The 24,282-nt window shown below is 57.4% G+C and carries 19 protein-coding genes; 9 read left to right on the top strand and 10 right to left on the bottom strand.

From position 1 onward, the window contains the following. The first annotated feature begins 37 nt into the window (after positions 1-37). From CEE69_RS24975 to CEE69_RS24955, 4 genes are all read left to right on the top strand, one after another. On the top strand, positions 38-715 hold the full coding sequence (locus tag CEE69_RS24975) for a BON domain-containing protein (RefSeq protein WP_099263318.1): 678 nt from the start codon (positions 38-40) through the stop codon (positions 713-715). 126 nt (positions 716-841) lie between these two features. Continuing rightward, on the top strand, positions 842-1,939 hold the full coding sequence (gene rlmN, locus CEE69_RS24970; RefSeq protein WP_099263317.1) for a 23S rRNA (adenine(2503)-C(2))-methyltransferase RlmN: 1,098 nt from the start codon (positions 842-844) through the stop codon (positions 1,937-1,939). A 122-nt stretch (positions 1,940-2,061) separates the two neighbouring features. After that, positions 2,062-2,694: a hypothetical protein gene (locus CEE69_RS24965; RefSeq protein WP_233215615.1), complete on the top strand. Its 633-nt coding sequence runs from the start codon at positions 2,062-2,064 to the stop codon at positions 2,692-2,694. Positions 2,695-3,266: 572 nt separating this feature from the next. Beyond that, entirely contained in the window at positions 3,267-3,995 is a 729-nt protein-coding gene (locus CEE69_RS24955; protein ID WP_233215614.1) for a hypothetical protein, read from the top strand. A gap of 162 nt (positions 3,996-4,157) precedes the next feature. On the opposite strand, the gene CEE69_RS24950 is transcribed toward CEE69_RS24955, so the two are convergent. The 4 genes from CEE69_RS24950 to arfB form a co-directional block, all read right to left on the bottom strand. Next, a complete protein-coding gene (locus CEE69_RS24950) occupies positions 4,158-4,823 on the bottom strand; it encodes a response regulator transcription factor (RefSeq protein WP_099263313.1) in 666 nt (221 codons plus the stop codon). A gap of 179 nt (positions 4,824-5,002) precedes the next feature. After that, positions 5,003-6,445, bottom strand: coding sequence for a sensor histidine kinase (locus CEE69_RS24945; protein ID WP_099263312.1), 1,443 nt, complete (start codon positions 6,443-6,445; stop codon positions 5,003-5,005). Positions 6,446-6,460: 15 nt separating this feature from the next. Then, a complete protein-coding gene (locus CEE69_RS24940) occupies positions 6,461-7,195 on the bottom strand; it encodes a UvrB/UvrC motif-containing protein (protein WP_099263311.1) in 735 nt (244 codons plus the stop codon). A gap of 107 nt (positions 7,196-7,302) precedes the next feature. Further along, complete coding sequence (arfB, locus tag CEE69_RS24935) at positions 7,303-7,749, bottom strand: alternative ribosome rescue aminoacyl-tRNA hydrolase ArfB (RefSeq protein ID WP_449314207.1); 447 nt, start codon at positions 7,747-7,749, stop codon at positions 7,303-7,305. 78 nt (positions 7,750-7,827) lie between these two features. Between arfB and CEE69_RS24930 the strand changes: the two genes are divergently transcribed. The 3 genes from CEE69_RS24930 to CEE69_RS24920 all read left to right on the top strand — a co-directional run bounded on the left by CEE69_RS24930 (position 7,828) and on the right by CEE69_RS24920 (position 12,235). After that, the gene (locus CEE69_RS24930) at positions 7,828-9,267 is read left to right on the top strand and encodes an outer membrane protein assembly factor BamB family protein (RefSeq protein ID WP_099263309.1); all 1,440 of its coding nucleotides are present in this window, start codon (positions 7,828-7,830) and stop codon (positions 9,265-9,267) included. Positions 9,268-9,625: 358 nt separating this feature from the next. Next, a complete protein-coding gene (locus CEE69_RS24925; protein WP_099263341.1) occupies positions 9,626-11,368 on the top strand; it encodes a vWA domain-containing protein in 1,743 nt (580 codons plus the stop codon). A 105-nt stretch (positions 11,369-11,473) separates the two neighbouring features. Next, positions 11,474-12,235: a YggS family pyridoxal phosphate-dependent enzyme gene (locus CEE69_RS24920; protein WP_099263308.1), complete on the top strand. Its 762-nt coding sequence runs from the start codon at positions 11,474-11,476 to the stop codon at positions 12,233-12,235. Positions 12,236-12,470: 235 nt separating this feature from the next. Here the strand turns inward: CEE69_RS24920 and CEE69_RS24915 are convergent, their stop codons facing one another. Then, on the bottom strand, positions 12,471-13,652 hold the full coding sequence (locus CEE69_RS24915; RefSeq protein WP_199169940.1) for a serine hydrolase domain-containing protein: 1,182 nt from the start codon (positions 13,650-13,652) through the stop codon (positions 12,471-12,473). Positions 13,653-13,851: 199 nt separating this feature from the next. On the opposite strand from CEE69_RS24915, the gene CEE69_RS24910 reads away from it, so the two are divergent. Continuing rightward, positions 13,852-14,280, top strand: a complete 429-nt coding sequence (locus CEE69_RS24910; protein ID WP_099263307.1) for a DUF3859 domain-containing protein — start codon at positions 13,852-13,854, stop codon at positions 14,278-14,280. A 79-nt stretch (positions 14,281-14,359) separates the two neighbouring features. On the opposite strand, the gene CEE69_RS24905 is transcribed toward CEE69_RS24910, so the two are convergent. Then, the gene (locus tag CEE69_RS24905; protein WP_199169939.1) at positions 14,360-15,673 is read right to left on the bottom strand and encodes an adenylosuccinate synthase; all 1,314 of its coding nucleotides are present in this window, start codon (positions 15,671-15,673) and stop codon (positions 14,360-14,362) included. 200 nt (positions 15,674-15,873) lie between these two features. Beyond that, positions 15,874-17,925, bottom strand: coding sequence for a transketolase (gene tkt, locus CEE69_RS24895; protein ID WP_099263305.1), 2,052 nt, complete (start codon positions 17,923-17,925; stop codon positions 15,874-15,876). A gap of 76 nt (positions 17,926-18,001) precedes the next feature. On the opposite strand from tkt, the gene CEE69_RS24890 reads away from it, so the two are divergent. Next, positions 18,002-19,459 carry a hypothetical protein gene (locus CEE69_RS24890; RefSeq protein WP_233215613.1) on the top strand — a complete coding sequence of 486 codons (1,458 nt, stop codon included), beginning with the start codon at positions 18,002-18,004 and terminating at the stop codon, positions 19,457-19,459. 270 nt (positions 19,460-19,729) lie between these two features. Here CEE69_RS24890 and CEE69_RS24885 read toward each other — a convergent pair whose 3' ends face one another. From CEE69_RS24885 to CEE69_RS33355, 3 genes are read right to left on the bottom strand one after another with little or no spacing between them, the layout of a single operon-like run. Then, positions 19,730-20,794 carry a hypothetical protein gene (locus CEE69_RS24885; RefSeq protein ID WP_233215612.1) on the bottom strand — a complete coding sequence of 355 codons (1,065 nt, stop codon included), beginning with the start codon at positions 20,792-20,794 and terminating at the stop codon, positions 19,730-19,732. 52 nt (positions 20,795-20,846) lie between these two features. Further along, positions 20,847-23,753: a WD40/YVTN/BNR-like repeat-containing protein gene (locus CEE69_RS24880; RefSeq protein WP_099263337.1), complete on the bottom strand. Its 2,907-nt coding sequence runs from the start codon at positions 23,751-23,753 to the stop codon at positions 20,847-20,849. Next, positions 23,750-24,190: a fluoride efflux transporter FluC gene (locus CEE69_RS33355; protein ID WP_233215611.1), complete on the bottom strand. Its 441-nt coding sequence runs from the start codon at positions 24,188-24,190 to the stop codon at positions 23,750-23,752. The genes CEE69_RS24880 and CEE69_RS33355 overlap by 4 nt, the downstream gene beginning before the upstream one ends. Positions 24,191-24,282 lie beyond the last annotated feature (92 nt).

The following is a 24,282-nucleotide window of genomic DNA, read 5'->3' as shown; positions in this document are numbered from 1 at the left end:
CGTATCCGAAACCCAACGTCCAACGAGCGATAGTCGCATGAAACGAACGTCTCAAATTGTAGCGTGCCTGGCCGCTTCCACTCTCTGGATGGCTCTGGGTTCGTCAGCGATGGCTCAAGGCACTGGGAACGACACCGGAACGGGGAACGCTGCCGGAGGCCAAGCCGAGGGCACCATCACGCAAGGTTTGGATCCAGATGCCGTCTTCAGTCAGGGGATCCAGCGAGGTGGAGCGGTTGGTGCCAATACAACGACTCCCGTGGGCGCATCGGCGGTGTCCCAAGCCGGTGGCGGTGCGGGCGGGGGCGGCGCAGGTGGCGGCCTCGGCGGATTCGGTGGTGGCGGCGGATTGGGAGCCGCTTTCGGTAGCCTTTTCGGCGGCAACGCGGCCCGTGGCAACACGGCGACCCCACCCATTCGAACACGACTTCGCAGTGCGGTTGAAGTCGCGCCGCTGGAGCCTGTTCGTGTGCAACAGTCCGCTTCCTCGCGTTTGCGTGGCACATCGAATCTGACCACGATCAATGGCAATCTGCCTGGCCGTATGAATTCTCAACCCACTCGGTATGATGGTGTGAATGTTCAGGTCCAAGACCGCACGGCAACCCTGAGCGGCTCGGTCCGCAACGAATCCGATCGCCGGATGACAGAATTGCTGATGCGTTTGGAACCGGGCGTCTCTCGAATCGACAACCGTCTCAGCGTTCAACCCTGACCACGGTTGGACCCTCGCCGGCAATGATTTCCATTTGCATTTCGGGCCGGCGAAGCGTCTGATGAGAAAGCCGCGCCGAAACGAAATCACACCGCCGCTTTCCTCTTTTTCATTTGCTTGACTCCGATGGTCTCACTGCCTCTCGTCACGACCACCGATTCGGAGTCCAGCGGCCCCCGCAAGAACCACCTGCTGAATTGGTCGCTTGATCAGCTCAAGGATTGGCTGCAGGAGCAGGGCCAAAAACCGTTCCGTGCCAAGCAAATTCGCCGTTGGCTGTTCTCCGGACGAGCCACCTCGTTCGAGGAAATGACCGACTTGCCGGCCAAGCTTCGGACGCAGTTGGAAGAACACTTTGTGATCTTCAACGCGAGTGAAGCGGTCGTGTCGAAGTCCAAGGACGGCACCGAAAAGATCTTGGTTCGATTGGCGGACGGCGGCGAAGTCGAATGCGTGCTGCTGCGTGATGGTCCTCGACGCAGCATTTGCGTCAGCAGCCAAGTCGGATGTGCGATGGGATGTGTGTTCTGCGCCAGTGGGCTGGACGGCGTCGATCGCAATTTGACAGGCGGCGAAATCTTAGAACAAATGCTGCGACTGCAGCAACGATTGCCCGCCACCGAACGGCTCAGCCACATCGTGATGATGGGCATGGGCGAACCGCTGGCGAATCTGCCCGGCGTGCTGGCGGCCCTCGACGTCGCTCGCAACGAAGATGGGTTGGGCATCAGCCCTCGCCGCATCACGATCAGCACGGTTGGTTTGCCGCCCGCGATCGACAAACTGGCCGCGGCGGGAATCCCGTACAACTTGGCCGTGTCGCTGCATGCCCCCAACGATGAACTGCGGAGTGAGCTGGTTCCGGTCAATCGCAAGGTCGGAATCGAGCCCGTTTTGCAGGCGGCGGATCGCTACTTCCATTCCTCGGGGCGAAGACTGACGTTCGAGTACGTGCTGCTGGGCGGAATCAACGACGGCGACGAGCACGCGCGGCAACTGAGCCAAATCCTTCGCGGTCGCAGCGTGATGATGAACGTGATCCCCTACAACCCAGTCGAGGGTTTGCCATACCGAACGCCCAGCGGAGCAGCAATTGCCCGCTTTCGTGCGATCTTGGAATCGGCAGGGGTGAACGTGAACTTCCGTCAACGCAAAGGCGACGAAATCAACGCCGCCTGTGGCCAGCTTCGTCGGAACCGCGGCGGTCAAAAGGCCGCGACTTAGTCCGCGATCGCGAATTTCCGCAATCGTGTTGACCCCCGCGGACTGAATTGACTATTTCTCGACCTTGGCGATGAACGCATCGCTGTTTGTGTGTCAGTCATTCAATTCCAGGGATGGAAAATATGTCCGTTTCAGTCATGCGGATCTTTGGTCGTTTTGCCGTTGGTTTCTCAGTCGCCCTCGCGACGATCTCCATGACCGGTTGTGGCTCGTCCACTCCCGAAGCGGTCGCATCCAAAACCAGTGCGTCGTCGACGCAAACCGGCGCCGCATCGGCGGAAGAAGCCGAATCCGTCGTGGGTCAATTCCTCGATCGAATTCGCCGTGGTGGTGCCGAAAACACAGCCATGACGTTGCTGACCGAGCGTGCTCAATCAGAATTGGCTCGGATCGGTCACACCGTTCAACCACTCGGATCGCCGGACGCCGAAGTCACGATCACTCGAAGCGAACAAGTCGGGATGGAGCACCTTCCCGAAGGTCAAAAATTCCCAACGCGTTTGGTTCACTGCGTTTGGAGCGAGCCATCGGCGGCCGACGGAACCAAGCAAGAATTCCAAATTGTCCTGCCCGTTGTTCAACAAAGTGAAGGATGGCGGATTTCGGGAATGGTTCTGGGAATCGCAACCGGCGAACCCGAATTGATCCTCGACTTCGAAAACGGCGACGAGATGGCTCGCATCCTGAACGCTCAAGGACAAACCCAGACGGCCGCGAATCCAGCAGCGACTGCGACCGAATCGCTGCAACGCTGATTCAAGCAAATCGGGCCGCAAGCTCGAACCTTATCGACCAAGACGCCTCGCGTTCCCAGGTTCTCGCAACCCGGGTGTCACGCGAGGCTTTTTTCGTTGGCATCCGAGGCCGGCGAAGGAACTTCCGCGAGAAGCCACCAATGGCGAACCACCCGCCATTCTCGGTTTTCGACGTTGCCTTCCGCGATCGACTTCTACGATGCCAGTCGCGTTGGCACGTTCGCGGATTCACCGGAAAACGCTGGTTCGCACGCCTGATCGCTTGGATCTCCTCTGAAGATCCAGCTGAGCTGGCTGCGGCGGCCCGAGGAGTGAAAGTTGTGCTGATTGCCCAAAGCATCGCCTGAACAAGGGTTTGGGTGATCTGGGCAATTGACAACATTTGCTAGCGAGCTACCGTAACGCGAAGTCACTGCAAGCGGTAATGTCACCGCATCTCCCCGAACCCCCCTCTTGTGAGCGGTCGACGGACGGAGTGTAACGCAATCGATCAGGGTGACCGGATGCCACCTCAATTCAAGCGTGCGAACACGGATCGCACCGAAACCTCCGAACTAACTCTGGAGAAACACATGAATCGGAATTTGGTGAAGGGTACCGCCGTCGTCGCACTGATGTTGGGTGCTTCGTTGGCTTTCAGCAGCAGTGCAAGTGCATTCAAATTCTTGCAATCGAACAAATGCTGCAACTCAGGCGGATTGTTCAGTGGTTTGAAGGCTCACAAGTGCGGCGGCGGATTGCTGGCCAAACTGAAGGCCAAAGACTGCTGTGCTCCTGAGCCTTGCTGCGAGCCTGCGCCCGCACCTTGCTGTGAGCCAGCCCCAGAACCATGCTGCGAGCCAGCACCTGCTCCTTGCTGCGAAGCTGCACCTGCCCCAGCACCTTGCTGTGGCGAACCTGCTCCCGCTCCTGTCGTCGAAGCAGCTCCTTGCTGTGGTGGCGATGTTGCTCCCGTGATGGAAGGTTCCGTCATGCAAAGCAGCGAAGGTTTCGACCTGGCTCCAGGCGAAACTTTGGTTCCTGGTAGCGTCGTCACCGGCGAAGCTGCTGCTGCAACCGAAGAAGCTGCTCCTGCGGCTCCCGTTGCTGATGCTGCTGCAGACGCTGAGTCGACTGAAGAAGCTGCTCCTCCAGCACCTGCTGCTGAAGAAGCTCCTGCTGCTCCAGCCGCTGAAGAAGCACCAGCAGCAGAAGAAGAAGCTCCTGCCGCACCAGCAGCAGAAGAAGTCAAAAGCAGCAGCGATCAAGCTGAAGAAGCTGCTCCTCCAGTGCCACAACCCGATGCCAACACCGACATCTAGTCTGTGTTGATTGAGTTTCGGCTCAATCCATCGAACTGAAAACTAAAAACCCCGCATGTGATCTCACGTGCGGGGTTTTGTTTTGGTTGTGCTGGGGCGTTGTTATAGAGAACGCTGAGGGCCTCAGCGTTTTACGTGGTCAGCGTTTCACTCAGATTGGAATCAATCCTCGTCGTCTTCGAACACTTCGTCCGCACCGGGTGTCTTGGGGTCCTCGGGAGCACGCTTGCGAAGTTTGCGTTGAAGCGAACGACGGTGAATGCCGAGTCGGCGGGCAGCTTCCGAAATGTTGTTGCCGCAATCCGAGAGCACGCGATGGATGTGTTCCCACTCGTTTCTCGCAAGCGATGGTGCGGGGAAAGCCAAGCCGCCTTCGGGAACGTTTTGCCCTTCGCCACGAATGAACGCGGACAGAATGTCGTCGGTGTCAGCGGGCTTGCTGAGAAAGTTGACCGCACCGGCTCGCACCGCATCGATGGACGCGGGAATGCTGCCGAAGCCAGACAACATCAGAATGCGACAATCCGGTTTGATCTCGAGCAATCGCCGCAACAGATCGAGACCGCTGCGCCCTGGCATCCGCAAATCCAGCACCGCCAAGTCCGTGGGTGATTGGCTGAACACAGCCACGGCTTCGTCGTAGTTGCCAGCCATCGAGACGCGAAAACCGCGGCTTTGCATTGCCACCGCCATCCGTTCGCGAAGCACGACCGTGTCATCGACCAACAGGATGCTTTCCGCCCCGACGGTTTCGGACGTGCAAACCTCCGATGGACTGGGATAAGGCAGCACACCGTCGTGGCCGCTATTTGGATCAGAGAAACTCATCGTTGCACCAGTGCATCAGTCGGTGGGGGTACGGGCATTCCAGTATAGCAGTCGAAAGAAACGATTCAGCCCCTCGCAGGGTGAAGGTGCGGCAAGTCACCACATCGCGTCAGGAACCTGCAACGACAACGCGCGGTCATGCGGGCCCTAGAGTTTCTTCGCGTGCCGGTCGGACCGGGTCATTCCTTCGGCAGCGGCAATCGAACGGTCGCGACGGTGCCCATTCCCGGTGTGCTTTCGAACTTCAACGTCCCGCCAAGCCGCGTGATCACGTTGCGAGTCAAAAACAATCCCAGCCCAATTCCGCGGCCAGGTTCCTTGGTGGTGAAGAACGGATCACCGGCCCGATCGAGCACATCGTCGGACATCCCCAGCCCTTGATCGCGAACTTCCAGTCGAACGTCCTGGCCTTCGACGATCGGTTCCACCGTGACGAACTGCGCCGAGTCGCTGGCGTCCAATCCGTTGTGAATCAAATTTCGAATCGCTTGGGCAACGGCCTCCTCGGGCAACCACATCGGTTGCTCTTCCCACGACGCGTCTTCGTCAGGCTCCAAAACCTCAACCCGGTGCGGATCACGAATGCCTTCGAGAGCGGTGTCGATCAAATCGCCCAGCGTGGTTCGGTTCCATCGCTGAGCCGCGGTGTCCCCCGAAGCCGCACGCATTCGCGAAAGGATTTGGCGGCACATTAACAATTGGCCGTCGATCAATGACAAGTCTTCGTCAACGGACTTGGGTTTGGGAATGTCTTCCAAGTGGCGAGTCAACTCACGGCAAGCCACATCGATTGCAGACAACGGCGACGCCAATTCATGAGCCGCCCCCGCGGCGAGCGTCGTCAATCCTTCCAATCGCATCGCGTCGGCCCGTTCCGATTGGCTGCGGCGAAGGTCTTGTTCCCGAAGACGCAACTGACGCGAAATCCGAGTCACAAAATAGGCCAGCACCGTCGCACAGGTCACGAACGCAAACAGCAATCCGCAATCTCGCAAATCTAGCGTTGCGATCAGCCAATCGGGAGTCTGAGCGGGCTGGATCGTCAACCCAGCCACGGGCCGAGAATCGATCAGCAACGTGACATAGCCCAGCATTGCCAAACCCGTCAGCGTCCACGTCAGCGGAGCGGTCAAGATGACTCCGCCGATCGCAATGTTGACGAAGTAGAACAGGCTGAACGGGTTGTCGGCTCCACCGGTCAAATACAACATCGCGGTGAGCGTGATCAGGTCCATCGCCATCAGAACAAACGCCAATCGCAGCGGCGTTTCCGATTTGAATTCGCCTAGCAAGTTGGCTTGCGAGTCCAAACTTTGCGACACAGCACCTGAACCAAGGGCCCCCGAACTCAATGTGGCGGGACTCAGGGCGACATCGGGATCGGTCGCGGATTCGCCGAATGACTTGACTCGATTGCGTTCCGCTCGCGAAAGCCACCAACCGTAGGCCCCATTGGTGATCGCAGTGAAGATCACCAATATCAACAAAGCGCCGATTGGCAACGACGTCGGCGTGAGCAGTCGAGCGAAGAGGATCGTGATGAGCTGGCCGACGATCGCAAATGTCCGCAGTTGCAACAACCACGTCGACGACCCCAAGGGCGCGGGTGCGATCAACGGCATGGCAGGCTCACAAGCTCAGTGGGTTTCGCGACGAGTCAGCTCGTCACGCAGCTTGGCTGCCAACTCGTATTTCTCATCTTGCACCGCAGCGTCCAACCGTTCACGCAGCGTTTGTCCAACGGAGTATTCGTTGCGGAGCGATTCACGAAGATCGACCAATCGCACGATCAATTCATCTTCGTCGAAGTGCTCTTCGGCTTCGTGCTTGACGAAAAACTCACGCAGCGTGTCCAAACCGCGATTGATTGCCTGGATGGCTTCCTCGGGCGTATTCTCTTCCAGTTCCCCGAGAGCTTCCGCTTGCGTGCGATGGAACAACACGAAAGGTCGATATTGTTCATGCGACGAGATCCACTCGGGATCGTCCGACATTTCCTCGCACAAATCCATCAATCGCAGCGTGTGATCCGCGTCCATCACGGCTCGGTGATAGAACTGCAATCTCAACCAGCAAATTCGGCGGTGATAGAACTGCATGAATTCGCGATCGATTTCATTGCAGTCTTTTTCGGAAAGTTCCGCATCGGGATTTTCCAGCCGAGTCATCTGCAAGTGCTGCAGGTATGTTTCGCTGGACTCGATCAATTCGCCATCTGGACGCCCGGTCGTTTCCAGTTGGAGGACGCCCATGTCCACTCGCATCTGGATGACATCTCGATCATCTTTGCCTTTGATCAGGCGGACGTTGAGCGAACTGGGATCGAATTCCCAATTGCGAAGTAGGTCGTCAAGATGCCGAGCACGCTTCATTGAGCAGGGATGCCAGAGTGAATCGAAGTGGAGGAGATTGTTGCGAGAATCATTCCATCCGATTCGCGCACTCGCCAGTATAGCAAGGGCCCGCCAAACGAGAACCTTCAATCGTCGAAGCGAGGTTTTCCACGCAGACGTTTCTTCTCAGATTGCTGGCGTTTTCCTTCCAACCGGCGCCGCTTACTTCCCAGCGTCGGCCGCGTCGCGTTTCGTTTTTTGGGGGGCAAACGACAACCCAGCAACATCGAGACCAACCGCTCGCGAGCGTCGGCAAGATTTCGAGATTGATCCCGCGTCGCCTCGCTGTGCAGGACCATTTCGCCCTCTTTATTGATGCGAGTCCCAAACTGCGTGACAAAACGTTTGCACCAAAATTCATCAAATCCGGTCTGAACGACCGGCTTCCAACGCAGCGTCACTTTGGAATTGACTTTGTTGACGTTCTGTCCGCCCGGACCGCCACTTCGCGACGCCGACCAATTCAGGTCCGCTTCGGCAATGATAAAACGACTTGTTACGGGTAAATCAGCCATGGCCTCAGGTTCTACAATGCATCGTGCATGGGAACCAGCGTCCGTCGCGATGGCCCACTACAACTCAACGATTTCACTTCTTGACGAACGTTTGCGATGATCGATCCACGAGCCTGCTTCCTGTTTCCTTCCCGTCGGTTTGCCAGCTTTCTAGCAGTCGCGTTGGCGCTTGTGACGTTTCCGCAGGGGTGGGCCGAATCGCCGCTGACCCAGCCGAACTGGCCTCGATTTCTCAACGATGATTTCAGTGGCAGTGCGAAGCTGACGGACTCGGCTCCCGAGTCGATTGCTTCTTTGGATTGGAACGATCCGCCCAAATTTCATTGGGCTCTGGAAGTGGGAGACGGCTATGGCATTGGAGTGGTTCGGGGCGAAAACTACTTTCACTTCGATGCGACCGAAGATTCCGAACGGATTCGCAAGATCGATCTCGCCACCGGAGCCGTCCGCTGGTCTCGTTCGTATCCTCTGGATTACCGAGACATGTATGGATACGAAACCGGGCCGCGATGCAGCCCAACCATCGCCGAACAGTCAGACGACTTCGGTGACGCCCAAATTTTCACCTACGGTGTTGCCGGACAACTCACCGTGTGGAGTTGCGACTCGGGCGAGCAACAATGGACCGTCAATCTGAATGAGAAGTACGACGTCGTGCAGAACTTCTTTGGTGTCGGTTCGGCTCCATTGATCATCGGCGATCAAGTCATCGTGATGGTCGGTGGTAGTCCGGAAGACCAACAATCGCTCGCCCCCGGAAGATTGGACCGAGTTGTTCCGCAAGGGACGCTGATGGTATCGCTGGATCGAGCGACAGGCGAAATCCTTTGGACCGGCGGCGATGACTTGGCCAGCTACAGCAGCCCACGAACCATCACCGTGGACGGCAAGCAATATCTGCTGATGTTCGCGCGAGATCACTTGTGGGTGTTGGACCCAACCGACGGGAAATCGCTCGGCAAGGTTTATCACCGGGCGGACATTCTCGAGAGCGTCAACGCAATCATCCCAGTCGTGGACGGCAATCGTGTTTTGATCAGTGATTGCTATGACGCCGGGTCAGCGGTCTATGACATCGCCGTGAAAGATGTCAACGCCACGTTTGAGACCGTGTGGAAAGATCCAGTCGGTCGCCGGCGGTCTCAATCGTTGCGTTCGCACATGTCGACACCGATCCTTCACGAAGGCAACCTTTATGCATGCAGCGGCCGAAACGCTCCCGACAGCGATTTTCGTTGCGTCGACTTCGCCACCGGCGAAGTGAAGTGGACGGCTCTGGATCGACGACGTAGCACCGCGACACGGTTCGGCGACGTGCTGCTGGTTCTGAGGGAGACCGGTTCGCTGCATATCATTCGGGCGACACCGGACCAGTTCGAAGAGCTAGCGGTCTGGGAATTGGAATCCGCCGGCGGCGACCGCCCAGCACTCCAATTCCCCTGCTGGTCCGCCCCCGTCCTGATCGGCAATCGCATGCTGATTCGCGGCGATCGAACCGTCCTGTGCCTCTCGTTGCCAGAGCACGATCCTTCGTGAAGGAATGACCGGCCATCCTGAAGCACCACCACGTACGATGGTCTTCCAAGACCGTCGTTCTCCCGATACTCAATCGCTTTCCAACGCCGCAGACCGCGATTCGGGGCCGGGCTTGGAAGCCCAGCCTACGTGCACCGGCTTTGCCCCAACCTTCGTACGATGGTCTTCCAAGACCGTCGACTCGATTCTGTGGCCTGACTTCGACGGGCCTTGGAAGGCCGTCGTACGTAGCAACTGGCAACGTATTACGGATCAGATCGACCGCTTCTTTGAACGCGTCGCTTTGCAGCCGCGTAAAATGTCGTTCCCGTCATTCGGCGGACGCCGCCCATCGCTCGAACACAACACGAAACGATTCATGGACACTCCCCAACCCAATTCCGACTCGCCGTCTCGCGACCGACGCGATCCCGTGGGTGGGGTGATCCACGCCTATCAAAAGTACGATCCGGTCGCGTTTCCTCCGCCCAGCCAACCGCCGCCGGATCTCGTGTCGCCCGCGTTCGAACAAGCGTTGATGTACGGCAACTTTCATGAGTTGTCTGAAGAGGACCTCGCCAACGCAGTCAAACTCGACCCCAGCCAGATCGCGGGTTTGGGACCGAGCATCGATTTCTTGAAAGCGTTGCTGGAGGATCGCAAACGCAAAATCTTAGAAACGTACGAAGCTCGGACGGTCCAGAAAAAAGCTCGCAAGGCGTTCAACCAAGCCGCCAAGAAAGTGCAGCCACCCGCCAAGATGGAAAAGCTTTTTCGCATGGCGGTCAATCAAGAACAACCTTTCATGATCGAACGCCTGTGGTACCAAACCGGCGACGACAACGGGGACCTCGCTCGCAATTTGTTGGCGACCGGTTCGGCGATGGAAGACAAACACAACATCGAAGAACTGGCGACGAAGTACGACTTCATTGGCAGCGAATCCATGTCGGTCCGCAAGGCACTCGAGATCAAAGAGGAACTCGAGAAGATCGACGAGTTGCTGCAGCAATTGGAAGAGGCCGAGAAGTCCGCTCAGATCGGCGTGATCGACATGGAAATGCTGAGCGAGTTTGCTCAACCGGGCGACATGGAACAGCTCGAGGACATGCGACGCCAAGTGGAAAACCTGATGCGAGAGCAAGCCGAACGTCAGGGTTTGGAACGCAACAAAGATGGATCTGGTTTTCGCCTGACACCGCAAGCCTACAAAATCTTTCAGGGTCGTTTGCTGGAGCAGATCTTCAGTGAACTCGATCCATCGCGGACTGGTCGCCACGAAGGCAACGTGGTCGGCGAAGGAGCCGTTGAACTGCAGCAGACCAAACCCTATGAGTTCGGTGATAGCGTCGCCAACTTGGATTTGCCGCAGACGATCATCAACGCATTGTTGCGGCAGAAGGACGAACGTCCACTGCGATTGCACGGCGACGACATCGTGGTCCACAAGACTCGCAATCACCCCAAGGCCGCCACGGCGGTGATCATGGACATGAGCGGCTCGATGCGGTACGAGGGCCAGTACATCAACGTCAAACGCATGGCGTTGGCACTGCAAGGATTGATCAACAGCGAGTACCCCGGTGACTTTCTGAAGTTCATTGAGATGTACACGTTCGCGAAACTGCGAACTCCTGGTGAGATCATCGAGTGCATGCCAAAGCAGGTCACCATTCATGATCCATGGGTTCGTCTGAAATGCGACATGAGCAACCCGGACATCAGTGAACACGAGATCCATCCGCACTTCACCAACATTCAACACGCGTTGCAAATGGCGAGGCAAAACTTGGCCACCTGCGACACGCCCAATCGGCAAGTCGTGCTGATCACCGACGGATTGCCAACCGCGCACTTCGAAGGCGAGTGGTTGTACATGCTGTATCCGCCTGACCCGCAAACCGAAGAAGCGACGATGCGGGAAGCCCAACTTTGTGCAAAGGAGGGGATCACAATCAACATCTTCTTGATCCCAAGTTGGTCGCAGAGCGAAGAGGACATTCGGTTCGCCTACCGAATGGCCCAATCGACTCGCGGGCGAGTGTTCTTCACCAGCGGAAAGAACCTCGATCGGTTCGTGCTTTGGGACTACGTCAACAACCGACGCAGCATCATCGCCTGAAAGCAAAGTGGCATAGGCTTCCAGCCTGTGATTCGAACCGACATCCGCGATCTCACAGGCTGGAAGCCTATGCCACACTTGTTGGCGTTGTGTTAAAACGCCCGCATGGCTGAACCAATCTCAAAACAACAGATGGCGTGCGACGAAGCGACTGCGAAATCTCTGATTGCGGACAACTGGCATGCGGTCCGGCAATCAGTTTCCGAAACCGCCGAACGGTGCGGGCGTGCTGCCGACAGCGTCCGCGTGGTCGGCGTCACGAAATACGTTGATGCTGAGATCACGAGTTGGCTGGTCGAAGCGGGATGCCATGACCTGGGCGAAAATCGGCCTCAGCTATTGGAGAGCAAGTTTCAAACGCTCGATGATGCCGACATTCGCTGGCACCAAATTGGGAATTTGCAACGCAACAAAGTCCGCCGCTTGCTTCCCGCGGAACCGCTCGTTCACGCGATTGCGAGTGAACGGTTGCTCGATACATTGCACTCCGAAAGCTTGCTTCAATCACGATCGATCGATGGCTTGATCGAGATCAATGTCAGCGAAGAAGAAGCCAAGACCGGGTTGCCGATCAACCAACTGGAACCACTCTTGGTTCACTGGCAAAGCCTCGAGGACAGCTCCAACGCGGGGCTGCAAATCAAAGGCCTGATGGCGATGGCGGGCTGGGGCACCAACGAGTCCGCTGCCGCCAAACAGTTTGCCAAACTGCGAGAACTTCGCGATCAAATGGAATCCGCCACGGGAGTTTCGCTTCCGGAATTGTCGATGGGGATGAGTGGAGACTATCCCGCTGCGATCGCCGAAGGTGCCACGCTCGTCCGCATCGGCACGCGGCTGTTTCAAGGCGTGTTGCCGACTGGTTGATTTCAGTTGTGAGAGGCCGGCTTAGAGCAGGACAATCGTTCTACTCTGGGGCCGAATCGGGCGCTTGCAAATTGCAATCCATCCCGCCTCGTAGGCCAGGCCCCGCCTGGCAATCGCCCTCCGCCGAGCGATCCCGCTCTCGCGAAAACACACGAAAGGACGACTCGCTTTGTTCCAAAGCATCGGTGTGGCCGCCATGTGAGACATGGCCTACGGCGTGATTGCAAATCGCTTCCTACAAAGCTTGCATCAACGCTTCGCCGAACGCTTGCCGTACCTTGGAGGCATCGGCGTTCGGAAAATTGGCTCGCTGGACCATCAGGATCATCGCCACTTCATTCTCCGGATCGATCCAAACCTGCGTTCCATGAGCACCACCATGGCCGAAGGTTCCGGGCGAAAGAGCCTTGGTCACGCCTTGCGGTTCGCGAATCACGCAGCAACCGATTGCCCATCCGTTGCCTGGTGTGAAACCAGTCTTGATGTCCCCCGTGCAGATGGTTCGCATTTGCTCAACAGCGGACTTGGACAACAACTGCTTGCCATTCGCGCGTCCATCGCGCAACAGCATTTGGCAGAACTTCGCGTAGTCATCAGCGGTTGAGAACAGCCCACCATTCGCCGCAGGGAAACGGTCGCGATTCATCGGTGTACCACCTGACAAAACGCTGATGGTCGTTTCTTCCAGATGCTTGGGTGTGTCGCCGTCAACTTCAATCACGCGATAGGTTTTCGACAACCGATCCTGTTGCTCTTGCGATAAATAGAACGTCGTGTCGGTCATGTCCAACGGCCGACAAATTCGTTCTTCAACAAAACGGTCAAACGTCAGGCCGGATACGACTTCCACAATTCGTGCGGCGGTGTTGATGCCGGTTTGGCTGTACCGCCACTCGGTGCCCGGCTCGAACAACACCGGCAACTCGGCATATCGTTCAGCGGCAGCCGTCAGAGTCGGATCGGTGTAGGCACTTTCTCGTGGCAATTCGCTCATGCCCGAGGTGTGCGTCATCAAATGGCGAATCGTGATGTTCGCCGGTGTGCCGTCCGCCAGCTTCAAGTTCTTCATCGCGGGCAAGTGCTTCGCGATTGGATCATCGATCGACAGCTTGCCTTCGTCTTGCATCATCAACACGCAAGCACCCGTGATGGGCTTGGTCATCGAAGCGATCCAAAACAAAGCGTCTCGCTTCAGCGGCGTTTCATTCGCGACGTCGGCGTGGCCCACGACATTCACATGCTTCACCGAATCCGGTCCAACGACCAGAGTGACCGCACCGGCGATCTCTTTGTCCGCCACAAATTGCTGCATCGCGTCCGAGATCGCGGGGATTTCGGGCTCATCCGCATGAGCGACACCACCCAATAAAGTCTTGGCCACCAAACTCACGCACAACACTCCTGATACCCAACGCATGATTTCGCTTTCATCATCGCCCGAAGAACTTGATTGCATCAAACACAAAAGTCCGACGCGGAGCGCCATATTCTATTCGCGACGATGACACGCATGTTCGCTCACTCGCGGCCAGGGATTTTCTTCGCCAAGCATTTATGGCATGGTGAGAAACCGTGACGCGACCTCGCTCAGCCGGTCGGCCAAACCAATCTGATCTATGAAGCGAGAACCATCGTTGGCGAAGAAGAAAATCCAGACGCGAATGCGCACCTTTGGAATTCACTCCAAGTGGGATGGTGAATCCAAAGAGCTCCCACGGTTCATTCGCAGCACCACAACCATTCCGGCACGTGTCGACGTTGAATTTGGATTCATCGTCAACATCAAGGGAGCCAAGAATCAGGAACTGGTCTTCTGCATCGATCATCCCGGCATCAAGGACGAGCGAGGCAAAACCCGCGAGCCCTTCGATGGTTCCGTGTACGTCAAAACCAACGACTGGAACTTCTACTTGGGCGACACAATATGGGACCCCATCGAAGACAAATTGGGCCCCTGGCAAATGTGGCTGGAACTCGATGGCAACATCATCGCCGAGAAAACATTCGATGTTGTCTCGGCCGCGGATGTGGCAGAGGCTTCTTAAAGCAGTAGGACCGTCGAGTTTCTACCGGAGGTAACCGGGCCTAACGGCCTTCGGCTAAACAGGTCCGCGACAACGCGTTCTACAGGTTCATCGCTTTGGATTCTTCGGTGAAGATGGTCTGGGCACGGTCAGGACCAACTGACAACACACCAACTGGGATGCCGACCAACTCTTCGATGCGTTTGACGTACGCGAGGGCCAGTGGCGGGAAGTCATCCACCGAGCGAGCGTCATCAACGGGTGTGTTCCAACCTTGGATCGTTTCGTAGATCGGTTTGCAACGACGAAGCTGTTCCGCGTGTGCTGGCACGCGATGGATTTCTTTTCCATCCAACTCGTACGCGACGCAGACTTTGAGCTCATCAAAGTGAGCCAACACGTCCATCATCATGAGCGCCAAACGAGTCACGCCGGACAATCGAGCGGTGTATCGAACGGCAACGGCATCGAACCAACCACAACGACGCGGGCGTCCGGTGGTCGTTCCAAACTCGTTTCCAAGCTTGCGAATCTTCTCGCCCGTTTCGTCTTCTAATTCGCTCGGGAAGGGACCGCCGCCAACGCGTGTGCTGTAAGCCTTGCACACGCCGAGAACTTGATCGATCCACTTTGGTGGCACGCCCGCACCGGCACAAACGCCAACGCCCGACGAATTGCTGCTGGTCACAAACGGGTAGGTTCCGTGATCGATGTCCAGCAACGCACCTTGAGCACCTTCGAACAGCATCTTTTGGTTGGCTTCGGCAGCGTCCAAGACCATGTCGGTCGTGTCGGCGATCATCGGAGCCAAACGCTCGGCCCAAGAAGCCGCCAAGGCGACCATTTTCTCAGGTGCGATCGAATCAAGCTCTTCCTGGGAAGCACCCAAGTTCTTCAGTAACGCTTGCTTTTGTGTCGCGACGGTCGAGATACGTTCGTCACGCGAACCTTCGATCAAGTCGATCATTCGAATCGCGTGGGTGCGTCCGACTTTGTCCCGGTAGCACGGGCCGATGCCACGGTTCGTGGTGCCAATTGATTCGCCGCGAACAGCGGTCGCGTTGATCGTCGCGTCTTCGATCATGTGCCACGGCATCACCAAGTGAGCTCGTTCGCTGACCTTCAGGTTTTCGAAGACGTCGATCCCGCGAGCTTGCAAGCCATCGATCTCCTGCAACATCGTGGTGGGATTGATCACGACGCCAGGCGTAATGACGTTTTGAACGTCGCTGTGCAGGATCCCGGATGGGATGTGGTGCAGTTTGTAGGTTTCATCCCCGGCAACGACGGTGTGCCCAGCGTTGGCTCCGCCTTGATAGCGGACAACCCAATCAAAACGCGGCGCCAGCAAGTCGACGAGTTTGCCTTTGGCTTCGTCGCCCCACTGCAGACCAATGACACAAGTACCGGACAAGAGATTTTCTTTCAGTGATGAAGGGTCGTTGACACGAAAGAGCCATTCATCGAGCGATCTGCTCGTGAAAAAAAGGCCTTCCGTTCTCGATCAAAGTTGGAAGAAGTCAGCCGTTGGCCGACACAAGATCAAACTCGTGTTCCGCAGCGGTCAACCGATTCGCATTTGGGCGAATCGGCGACCGGCGAAAACGTTGAGACTCAGGAAAGAGCGGCTTTGACAACCGCGTCGGAGTTGATGCCGAAGTGCTCGTAGACGGCATCGAATGGGCCACTGGCACCGAACGAGTGCATGCCGACGAACTTGCCCTGCGAACCGATCCAGCGATCCCAGCTCATTTGGATACCGGCTTCGATTGCAACGCGGTTGGTGACTTCGGCTGGCAAGACTTCGTTGATGTACGAGGCGTCTTGTTGAGCGAAGATGTCCATGCAAGGCATGCTGACCACGCGAACCTTTTTGCCTTGAGCGGTCAACACTTCCGCCGCGTCGACGGCCATGTACAGCTCGCTGCCGCTGCCCATCAGAATCACGTCCGGCGTGCCTTCGCAGTCGCTGAGGATGTAACCACCGCGAGCACATCCCGATGCCGCGGCGTACTTGCTGCGGTCCAGGGTAGGCATGTTTTGACGCGACAGAACGAATGCACTTGGGTGATCGTTGATTCCCATCGCAGTGCGATAGCACTCGGCGACTTCGTTGGAATCACCGGGGCGGAAGACATTCAACCCGGGAATCGCACGACAAGCGGTCAGGTGCTCGATCGGTTGGTGGGTTGGTCCGTCTTCGCCAACGCCGATTGAATCGTGCGTCAGGATGTACATGGTTGGTTGATGCATGATGCTGGACAACCGCATTCCACCACGCATGTAATCGGTGAAGACGAAGAAGGTCGCGGCGTATCCACGCAAACCGGACAAGCACAAACCGTTGGCGATTCCGGCCATCGCGTGCTCACGAATCCCGAAGTGCAGGTTGCGGCCCTTGTACTGGCGAGGCAGGAATTCGCCGGCACCTTCGAACTTCAAATCCGACTTGTTCGACGGTGCCAAGTCAGCACTTCCGCCGATCATGAAGGGAACGTTCTTGGCGATCGCGTTGAGAACTTTGCCGCTGCTGTTCCGAGTCGCGTCGCCCTTCGCGTCTGCTTCGAAGACGGGGATGTCTTTGTCCCAACCTTCGGGCAATTCGCCAGCGAACATGGAAGTCAGCTCGGCCGCCTTGGCTGGTTCTGCTGCTTGGTACTTGGTCCAAACATCTTCCCACTGGCTCGATGCGGTCGCACCACGTTTGCCAACGCCTTCGGCGAAGTGTTCTTTGACGCCTTCGGGAACGTAGAATTTTTCGTCTTCGGGCAAACCGTAGGACTTCTTGGCCAGGGCAACTTCGTCCCAACCCAGTGGTGCACCGTGTGCGCCGTGCGTGTTTTGCTTGTTGGGTGCACCGTAGCCAATGATCGACTTCACAACGATCAAAGTGGGCTTGTCACCGCACGCTTGGAATTTCGCGATCGCTTTGCCAAGAGCATCGATGTCGTTGGCATCGTCGACGTGCAGGACGTTCCATCCGAGGCCTTCGAATTTCTTGCCCATGTCTTCGCTGAAGGCAAGCTCGGTGTCACCTTCGATGGTGATGTTGTTGTCGTCGTACAACCAGCATAGGTTGTCAAGTTTCAAGTGACCGGCGACAGAGGCAGCTTCGGTCGCGATGCCTTCCATCAAGTCGCCGTCGCTGCAGATGGCGTAGGTGTTGTAGTTGAACAGCGTCAGGTCGTCGGTGTTGTAGTTGGCGGCCAACCACTTTTCGGCCATCGCCATTCCGACGCTGTTGCTGACGCCGGCACCGAGAGGCCCGGTCGTGGTTTCGATTCCGGCGGCTTCGGCAAATTCGGGGTGCCCGGCACAAACGCTGCCGATTTGACGGAAATTCTTGATGTCTTCCAGCGAGATCGATTCACCACCGGTCGGTTTGCCGTACCGGTCAGTCGCTTGGACGCCGATCAGGTGCAGCGTGCTATAGAGCAGCATGCTGGCGTGACCGCATGACAACACAAATCGATCCCGGCCCGGCCAGTGTGGCTTGGCGGGGTCGTAATTCATTGTGTTTTGGAACAATTGATACGCGATGGGGGCCAACGCCATCGGCGTGCCGGGGTGACCACTGTTGGCGGTTTGAACGGCATCCATGCTGAGGCAGCGGATGGTGTCGATGGCGAGGGTTTGATTGTCAGTGGTGGTGGCAGTCATCGGCACGCGCGAGAAGGTTGGAGGAGCAAAATTTCAGACCACGAAAGCGTACCGGCGAGCCCCGAAACACGAAAGCCCCGGGGTGAAACCGCCCACCAAAACGCAGGGATTTCCCGATCACATCCGCTGTATACTGGCGTCCGTGGACCAATCCAGCACCCCAGTTTTTCAGGCGGAAAAGATGAGTCAGCGGACCAAGATGAAGATTCTGAGCGCGGTCGTGGTTGCCGCGGCGACTTCGGCGAACGGGTTCACAAACGCCCAATCACCCGAGTTCCAAGGTCCACGCTTCGAAGGACCACGGCATCTCGAGGGCCAGGCCAACGATTCGCCAAACGAACCATTCCAACCTCAGCAAAACGCTTACCCGACCGGACCAACGCATCCGACCGGCGGCTACCCACCGCATTCCACCGCTCAGTATCCCACTCCACCGCGAAATTCCACTGCGCCGCGAACCGGTCCACCACGAAACTTGGCGGCTCACGAGGTGCAAATGGCGGAATGGGCAATGTTCCTGCACCATCAATTTCATCAACGAGTGGAGATCGATACCGAACGCAAGCTCAGCGAGCTCCCCCAATTGATCCTAGAGGAATCTGGTATCCCTTGCTCGCTCGATCAATCCGCGATGCGAATCGCCAACGTTGATCCGTCGTCCGCCGTCGTCCAACTGCGAGCGTCAGAGATCCCGATGCGTGTCGTTCTGAACCGAGCCCTGGCTCCACTGAACTTGGCCGCCCAACTGACCCAGGACGGTTTGGTGATCACCGCCGACTTCACGAAACTCGCTCGTGCGGGAATCGCCACCGATCGCTGGGCGGGGATCTCCGCAGACACCACCAAGAAGATGGAGTCTGATCTGAACAAGACGGTCTCGATTGAGAGCGACAGCATCCCGCTGGACGAGGCGATCGCGACTCTCCAAGAGCAACTCCATTACCGCATTGAGCTCGATATTTTTTCGTTGGAAGGCGAAGGCCTGTCAGCCGACATCCCCATGAGAATTCATGGGAACGAAACCAAATTTCGGTCCGTCATGAATCGAATGCTTCGCGATCAGAACCTGACCTTCCAATTCGAAGACAATGCATGGGTGATCACCACAGTGACCGCTGCCGAGGATCGACCTCTCAATCGAGTTTACTACCTGGAAGCCACCGGGCTGACCGAATCGATTTCCCAAGCCATGCAATTGATTCAAACCTCCGTCGATCCAGAGTCATGGGAAGTGCTCGGTGGCGTGGGCACCATGGCCCCCTTGCCTACCGGCGGATCCAATCGCACCGGCATCTTGGTATCCACCTCGTTCGCAACTCACTTGAAAATCGAAGCCCTCTTCGATGCACTCCGAGCTGGAACCGTTGGCGAGGATGTACCGACCAAGTCCGTGCCATTCCAAGACCCAATGTCTTCGGGCAGTTTTCATTCGGGCTATTTCTGTGGGACATGCCTTCAGGCCGCTGAGGGAGGCGGAAACTCAAGCGGCAGCAGCCAGAATGCTCCCAACACGCCACAACAAACCGGCGGCATGTTCTAAACCACCGCATTCAAAAACCTGTCGCACGGTGGTCCCCATCTTCAGTCAACACTCAGCTCGGCCAGAGACCGTTGAGCTGCAGGTTCATGCTCGGCTTGCTGAGGGCCTCAGCAAGCTACAGGGTTGCGGCACGGTCTTAACGTGTAAGGCCATGCAGCAAACTCCTCTGCGTCCCCGCGACTCACCGCCTCTGCGTCAAGCTTCACCCGCGATCGCGTCAGGCCGCTCGACGATTCCACGCCAACACGCAAACAGCTGGGGACAACTGTTCTACTCTCGCTTCGCGTCACGTCTGACCGATGGGATTTTCAACGACTTCGCCTTCGGGCCGTCCCAAACGTCTTCCACCTCTTGCCCGCCAGCAGACTGGCGTAGCAACAAGTACACACCACCAACCAACGCCCAACCGACAGTGATTCCGACGATCGTTGGGAATCGCAAAACAAACGCGTTCCAGACCGGATTTCGCATGGTGGATACCGCGGTCAAACCGACCAAGTGCCAGCCACCGACAACAATCATCAGCAGCACCAACGCTGGAACCGCCAACAACACCAGTTGCGGCAAGCGACGAAACGTGACCTCGTAGCCGCGGCTCAGACAATCCATCGCGTCCACCTTTTCTTGGCTGACCAACGCCGCCAATCCAAACGGGATCGCGGCCTTCGCTCCCGCTAACAACAACCCGACCACCAAGCCAGCCGCGATGGCCAGCGGTGCGAAAACATACGACCACTCACTGAAGGCACGCTCGGCGGTCGCGATTCCATCTGCGAACCACAAGAAAAGCAGCAGCGGCAATGCACAGACAGCGGGCAAGACACTGATGACGATCGCTGACTTCAATCGTTTGCCAATGATTTTCCAAGTCTCGACAAACCCAGGCAAATCACGACCTGCGGTGAGCAAGATTCCCAGCCGCAAAAGAACCATCGCGACGGGAGTCCACAAGACAATCGTCCAAAGCGTTGCTTCCCAAAACGGTTCCCTCAGAAACGAACCATCCGGCGATCGAAGTGGATCGAGCAGACTCCAAGGTCCCACGGCAACCAAATCACCCAAAGACGCGGTCGTTCGCCAACCTTCGGTCGCTTCAATCGGCGATTGATGGTGAGTTGCGATCCGAGCCAATCCAAACCGCCAAACCACGTCCACGATCGCAACCAACAGCAACCAAATTGGCGCTCCAGCCAGCCTCGCCACATTGACCAACCGCAGCCAAGGCATGACATCGGTCCATGTCCGGACACGAGCGAACAAGGGTTCCTCGGGCGGCCGCGTGTACGACCGAATGGGATCGGCGGACGGATCAGTATCGGGAGCAGTGTCGGACAAAACTGAACTCAGAAAACCGGGGCGTTCCCAAGCCGCGACTCACGACGACAGATCACTTGCGAGGCATGGGATAGAACCGCCAGTGTTGCGGATCGGGCATCGCTTGAAAATCAGAGGCCAGCCGTCCGATATCACCGTTGGTCCATTTGTCGCTGGTGGATCGCCCTGAGTCCGAAACCACGGACGGCGAGGAACGCACGCGGACCGCGAATTGGTCAGCGAATTGGTCAGCGAACCGAGACCAAGACTCGGGACGCGGCAAAATCTCTGTGAGCGGGATCGCGATCTCGGCAAGCACTCGAGGACCACGACTGGGCGTCTGCCCTGCCGCTCCGTCTTCGCTCGATTCGGTCTGACCCCATCCACTCAGTGCCGCATACCAGTTTGGTTGCCAACGAGCCGAACCATCGACGGTTGCCCCCCGGTTCCCTCGCGAGTCACACCAGAAACGGAACGATGACATCAAGTCACCGTCGCCGTCGATCCATAACTCCAACGCTTTTGGACGAGTATCACCTGCGTGCGAACCAGACGGCGTCCCGGAATCGACAACCGCGACGTACAAGTATTCATTGTCGCTGACACAAGCGAACATGAGATCATCGGTGCGTTGCCAACGCAGATCGCTCCAGCAAGCATCATCGAGCTCGCAATCCAATCTCGGTCGAGACTCCACGTTCGGCAGTGCGGTCAGCTTTCGTTTGGGTGAGGCTGATGCGGAGGTCGAATCATCATCCAACTCTGCTTCGCCGACACCCGATATGCGACGAGCCGCCATCACGACGGGATGGTATTCCCAATTGGTTCGCTGGCTCATCGGCGATAATTTCGGCAAAGAACCATCGAGCCCTCCCGCCGCCGCCCCGGAACCCAGCGACGAGGATGACTTCACGGACGACTCGTACGCAACCGGCTTCACAGCAAACGGTGACAACGATTGAGCTTGCCAATGGGCACCCGGCTGAACCGAGCTTTGCTGGTCAGCCACCGAAGATTCACCAGCCGCATTGCTGACTGCTTCATGGCTGAAGGATCCACTTCCGCTCCAACGTGTCCGCGAACCGTTGGAATTGGACGCCAGCCATTCGGGTTGGCTCTGTGACATCGAAACCAAGGAACGCTCAAAGCTTTCTTGACGAGCTTGCAACAGGCAGTCCGCCCAACGTCGAGCCGAATCCACCGGCGCGGCATCAACGATTGTTCTCAGCAGAATGTTTTCGCAAGCGACCAACGATTCCGCGTGCATCACATTCTTTGTCGAACTGGCGTGCTGAGCCGCGGCCCGCGTTTGCGTCCACAACCAATACAGCAACCGAGTCCGATCTTCCGACGCGGTGCGAGGCAGCAAGATTTCTAGATTGTCGATGAGTTCTTTTGGTCGAAGCCCCGGATCACGAAGCAAGTCGTTGAGTCGTGAAAGCTGGCTCATTCTCGCCGTTGCGATTTGCAATCGTCTTCGCGAAGCACTGTCGGTTGCCCCGGATCCGACTTGTTGCCCCGATGCCAAAACCAATCCACCGGTGAGAGACAAATCTCGCCGAAGCTCGGTCGACGTCCCCGGAACTGGCGACACAACCACGCTGTCAGGCAATGCCATTGCGGGAGTCACCACCATCATCGCGTCCAACGCCAAGTCACCCGCCAACACAGCTCGGCCCGACAACAACGCTTCGCTTCGAAGAGCAACGCTGCGGGACGAATTGCCGGCAGCATCGGATTGCAACTCGCTGGTGTAAACACGCCGAGGTTGTTTGCGTATCGAGGAAGCAGTCAGCGGAAAATTGGAATCGTCCAGTGTCGCACTCACCCAAGCGTCCCGCGTCGATGCTGGCAAGGTCGAGTCCAACACAACGACCGCGGGTTGGTGCTCAAGCAGCAGATCGGCAGAAGGTTGTCGCTGCGATGTTTGGCTGCTGCACCATTCGGTCTTGCCAACGCCCAGTCGCATCGCCGCGTGCCGAAGTCGACCGAGCTTGCGAACCGTGTCTGAATCGGCGGGCTCGGCCGAATCCATCACCACGACAACACGTCGATTCATTTCCAAAGCTTCGCGGCCGATCAATGCCCACGGCACTGACTGCTCCGATGCAACCACGAAAACGATCGCGGCACCTCGTCCGGCACCGCGCACCGGGTTCCACGTTTGGCCATCGTCGGTGGAACGTTCAATCAGCCCATGCGATCCCACACGGACGCGCCATCCTTCGCCTTTGGTTTGCCGAGCCGACTCGCTGGCTTGAACCAAGACATCTTGCCTCAACCAATCCCGTAACTTGGTTCGCGACTCGGTCGACTGCGCCGAGTCCTCCAACCAAGTCAGTCCGCCATCGAACGAGTGAAAACGATTTCCCCTGGAAGCCTCTGCGTCGTCACCGACCGCCTCGATCGATCCGGCAGGCAACGGCTCAGCATCAAAACCGTTTCGAATCGCCATCCGATGCAGTTTGGTCGTTTCCAACGAATCCACTCGGTGCCAAGTTCGGCCCGCATCGTCGCTGGCGAGGGCAACACCGCGACTCAATCCGGTGACAGGTTCGTAGCCGCCGCCGACCGCGACCACGCGGGTCTCGTTCAAAAAGCGAACATCGCACAGAGCCGCGTCGACTCCGGATGCAAAGTTGCGCCACGTTTTCCCCGCGTCTTCACTGCGGACGATCACGCCCCAGTCACCGACCGCGACCAGAATCATTCCATCCGGTGAAACGGAAACCGCATGCAGCGACGCGTCGTCGGCGAACTGCGATGCGGACACATAGGTCGCCGGCAGATCGAATTTTTCCGAAGTTGAGGCCACGTGACGACTGCGAGTCGTACCGGTGTTGCCGAACGCTCGGTAGAAACCGGGCATGGTTTGCCCGCTGGCGGGAGTGGACATCCATCCAGCCAACAAAGCGGCCAGCAGCGGCAACAACCGCAGGGCCCAATTTCCGGCGGGAAGAGAAACGACAGAAGCGATCATGAAGTCCAATTCCGAACGACCGCCGCAGCGGCCCAAAAGAGGCACCAACCGGCGATGACATTGATCCCCAGCAACAGGGAACTGGCCAGAATTCGGCCTTGCGATGCAAACACGGCGGTTTCGCCGATCAGCGTGCTGAACGTAGTCAAACTACCCAAAAAGCCAATTCGCACGGCCAGCAGCATTCGCGGGTGTGCCAATGACGCTGCCCAGCCCGTCGCGCCCCATTCGGAGGCCACCAGGGCTTGGGAGAATTGGAATAGTCCTCCCAAGGCGAAACAGCCCAGCAAGTTTGCAAGCGTCGTGCCGACACAGCCGTGCAACGTCAGCCATCCGCTTAACGGAGCCGAAACGACCGCTAATGCGATCACGTAGCGAACAACGGCCCCAATGGAGCCGCCAAGGGCGATCGCGAAAAGGTCTGAAACAAAGGTCATTGGGGTCAGTTCCGCGTTTTCACCATTGCCAGTCAGGGCTGAGGAATTTACGTTGGAGGGTCCTAGCTTCGGAAGTTTTTCACGATCGGAGC

The sequence above is a fragment of the Rhodopirellula bahusiensis genome, from assembly GCF_002727185.1.
GTDB lineage: Bacteria > Planctomycetota > Planctomycetia > Pirellulales > Pirellulaceae > Rhodopirellula > Rhodopirellula bahusiensis.
The sequence above is the reverse complement of the archived record's forward strand: the minus strand, read 5'-3'. Positions and strand labels throughout refer to the sequence as shown.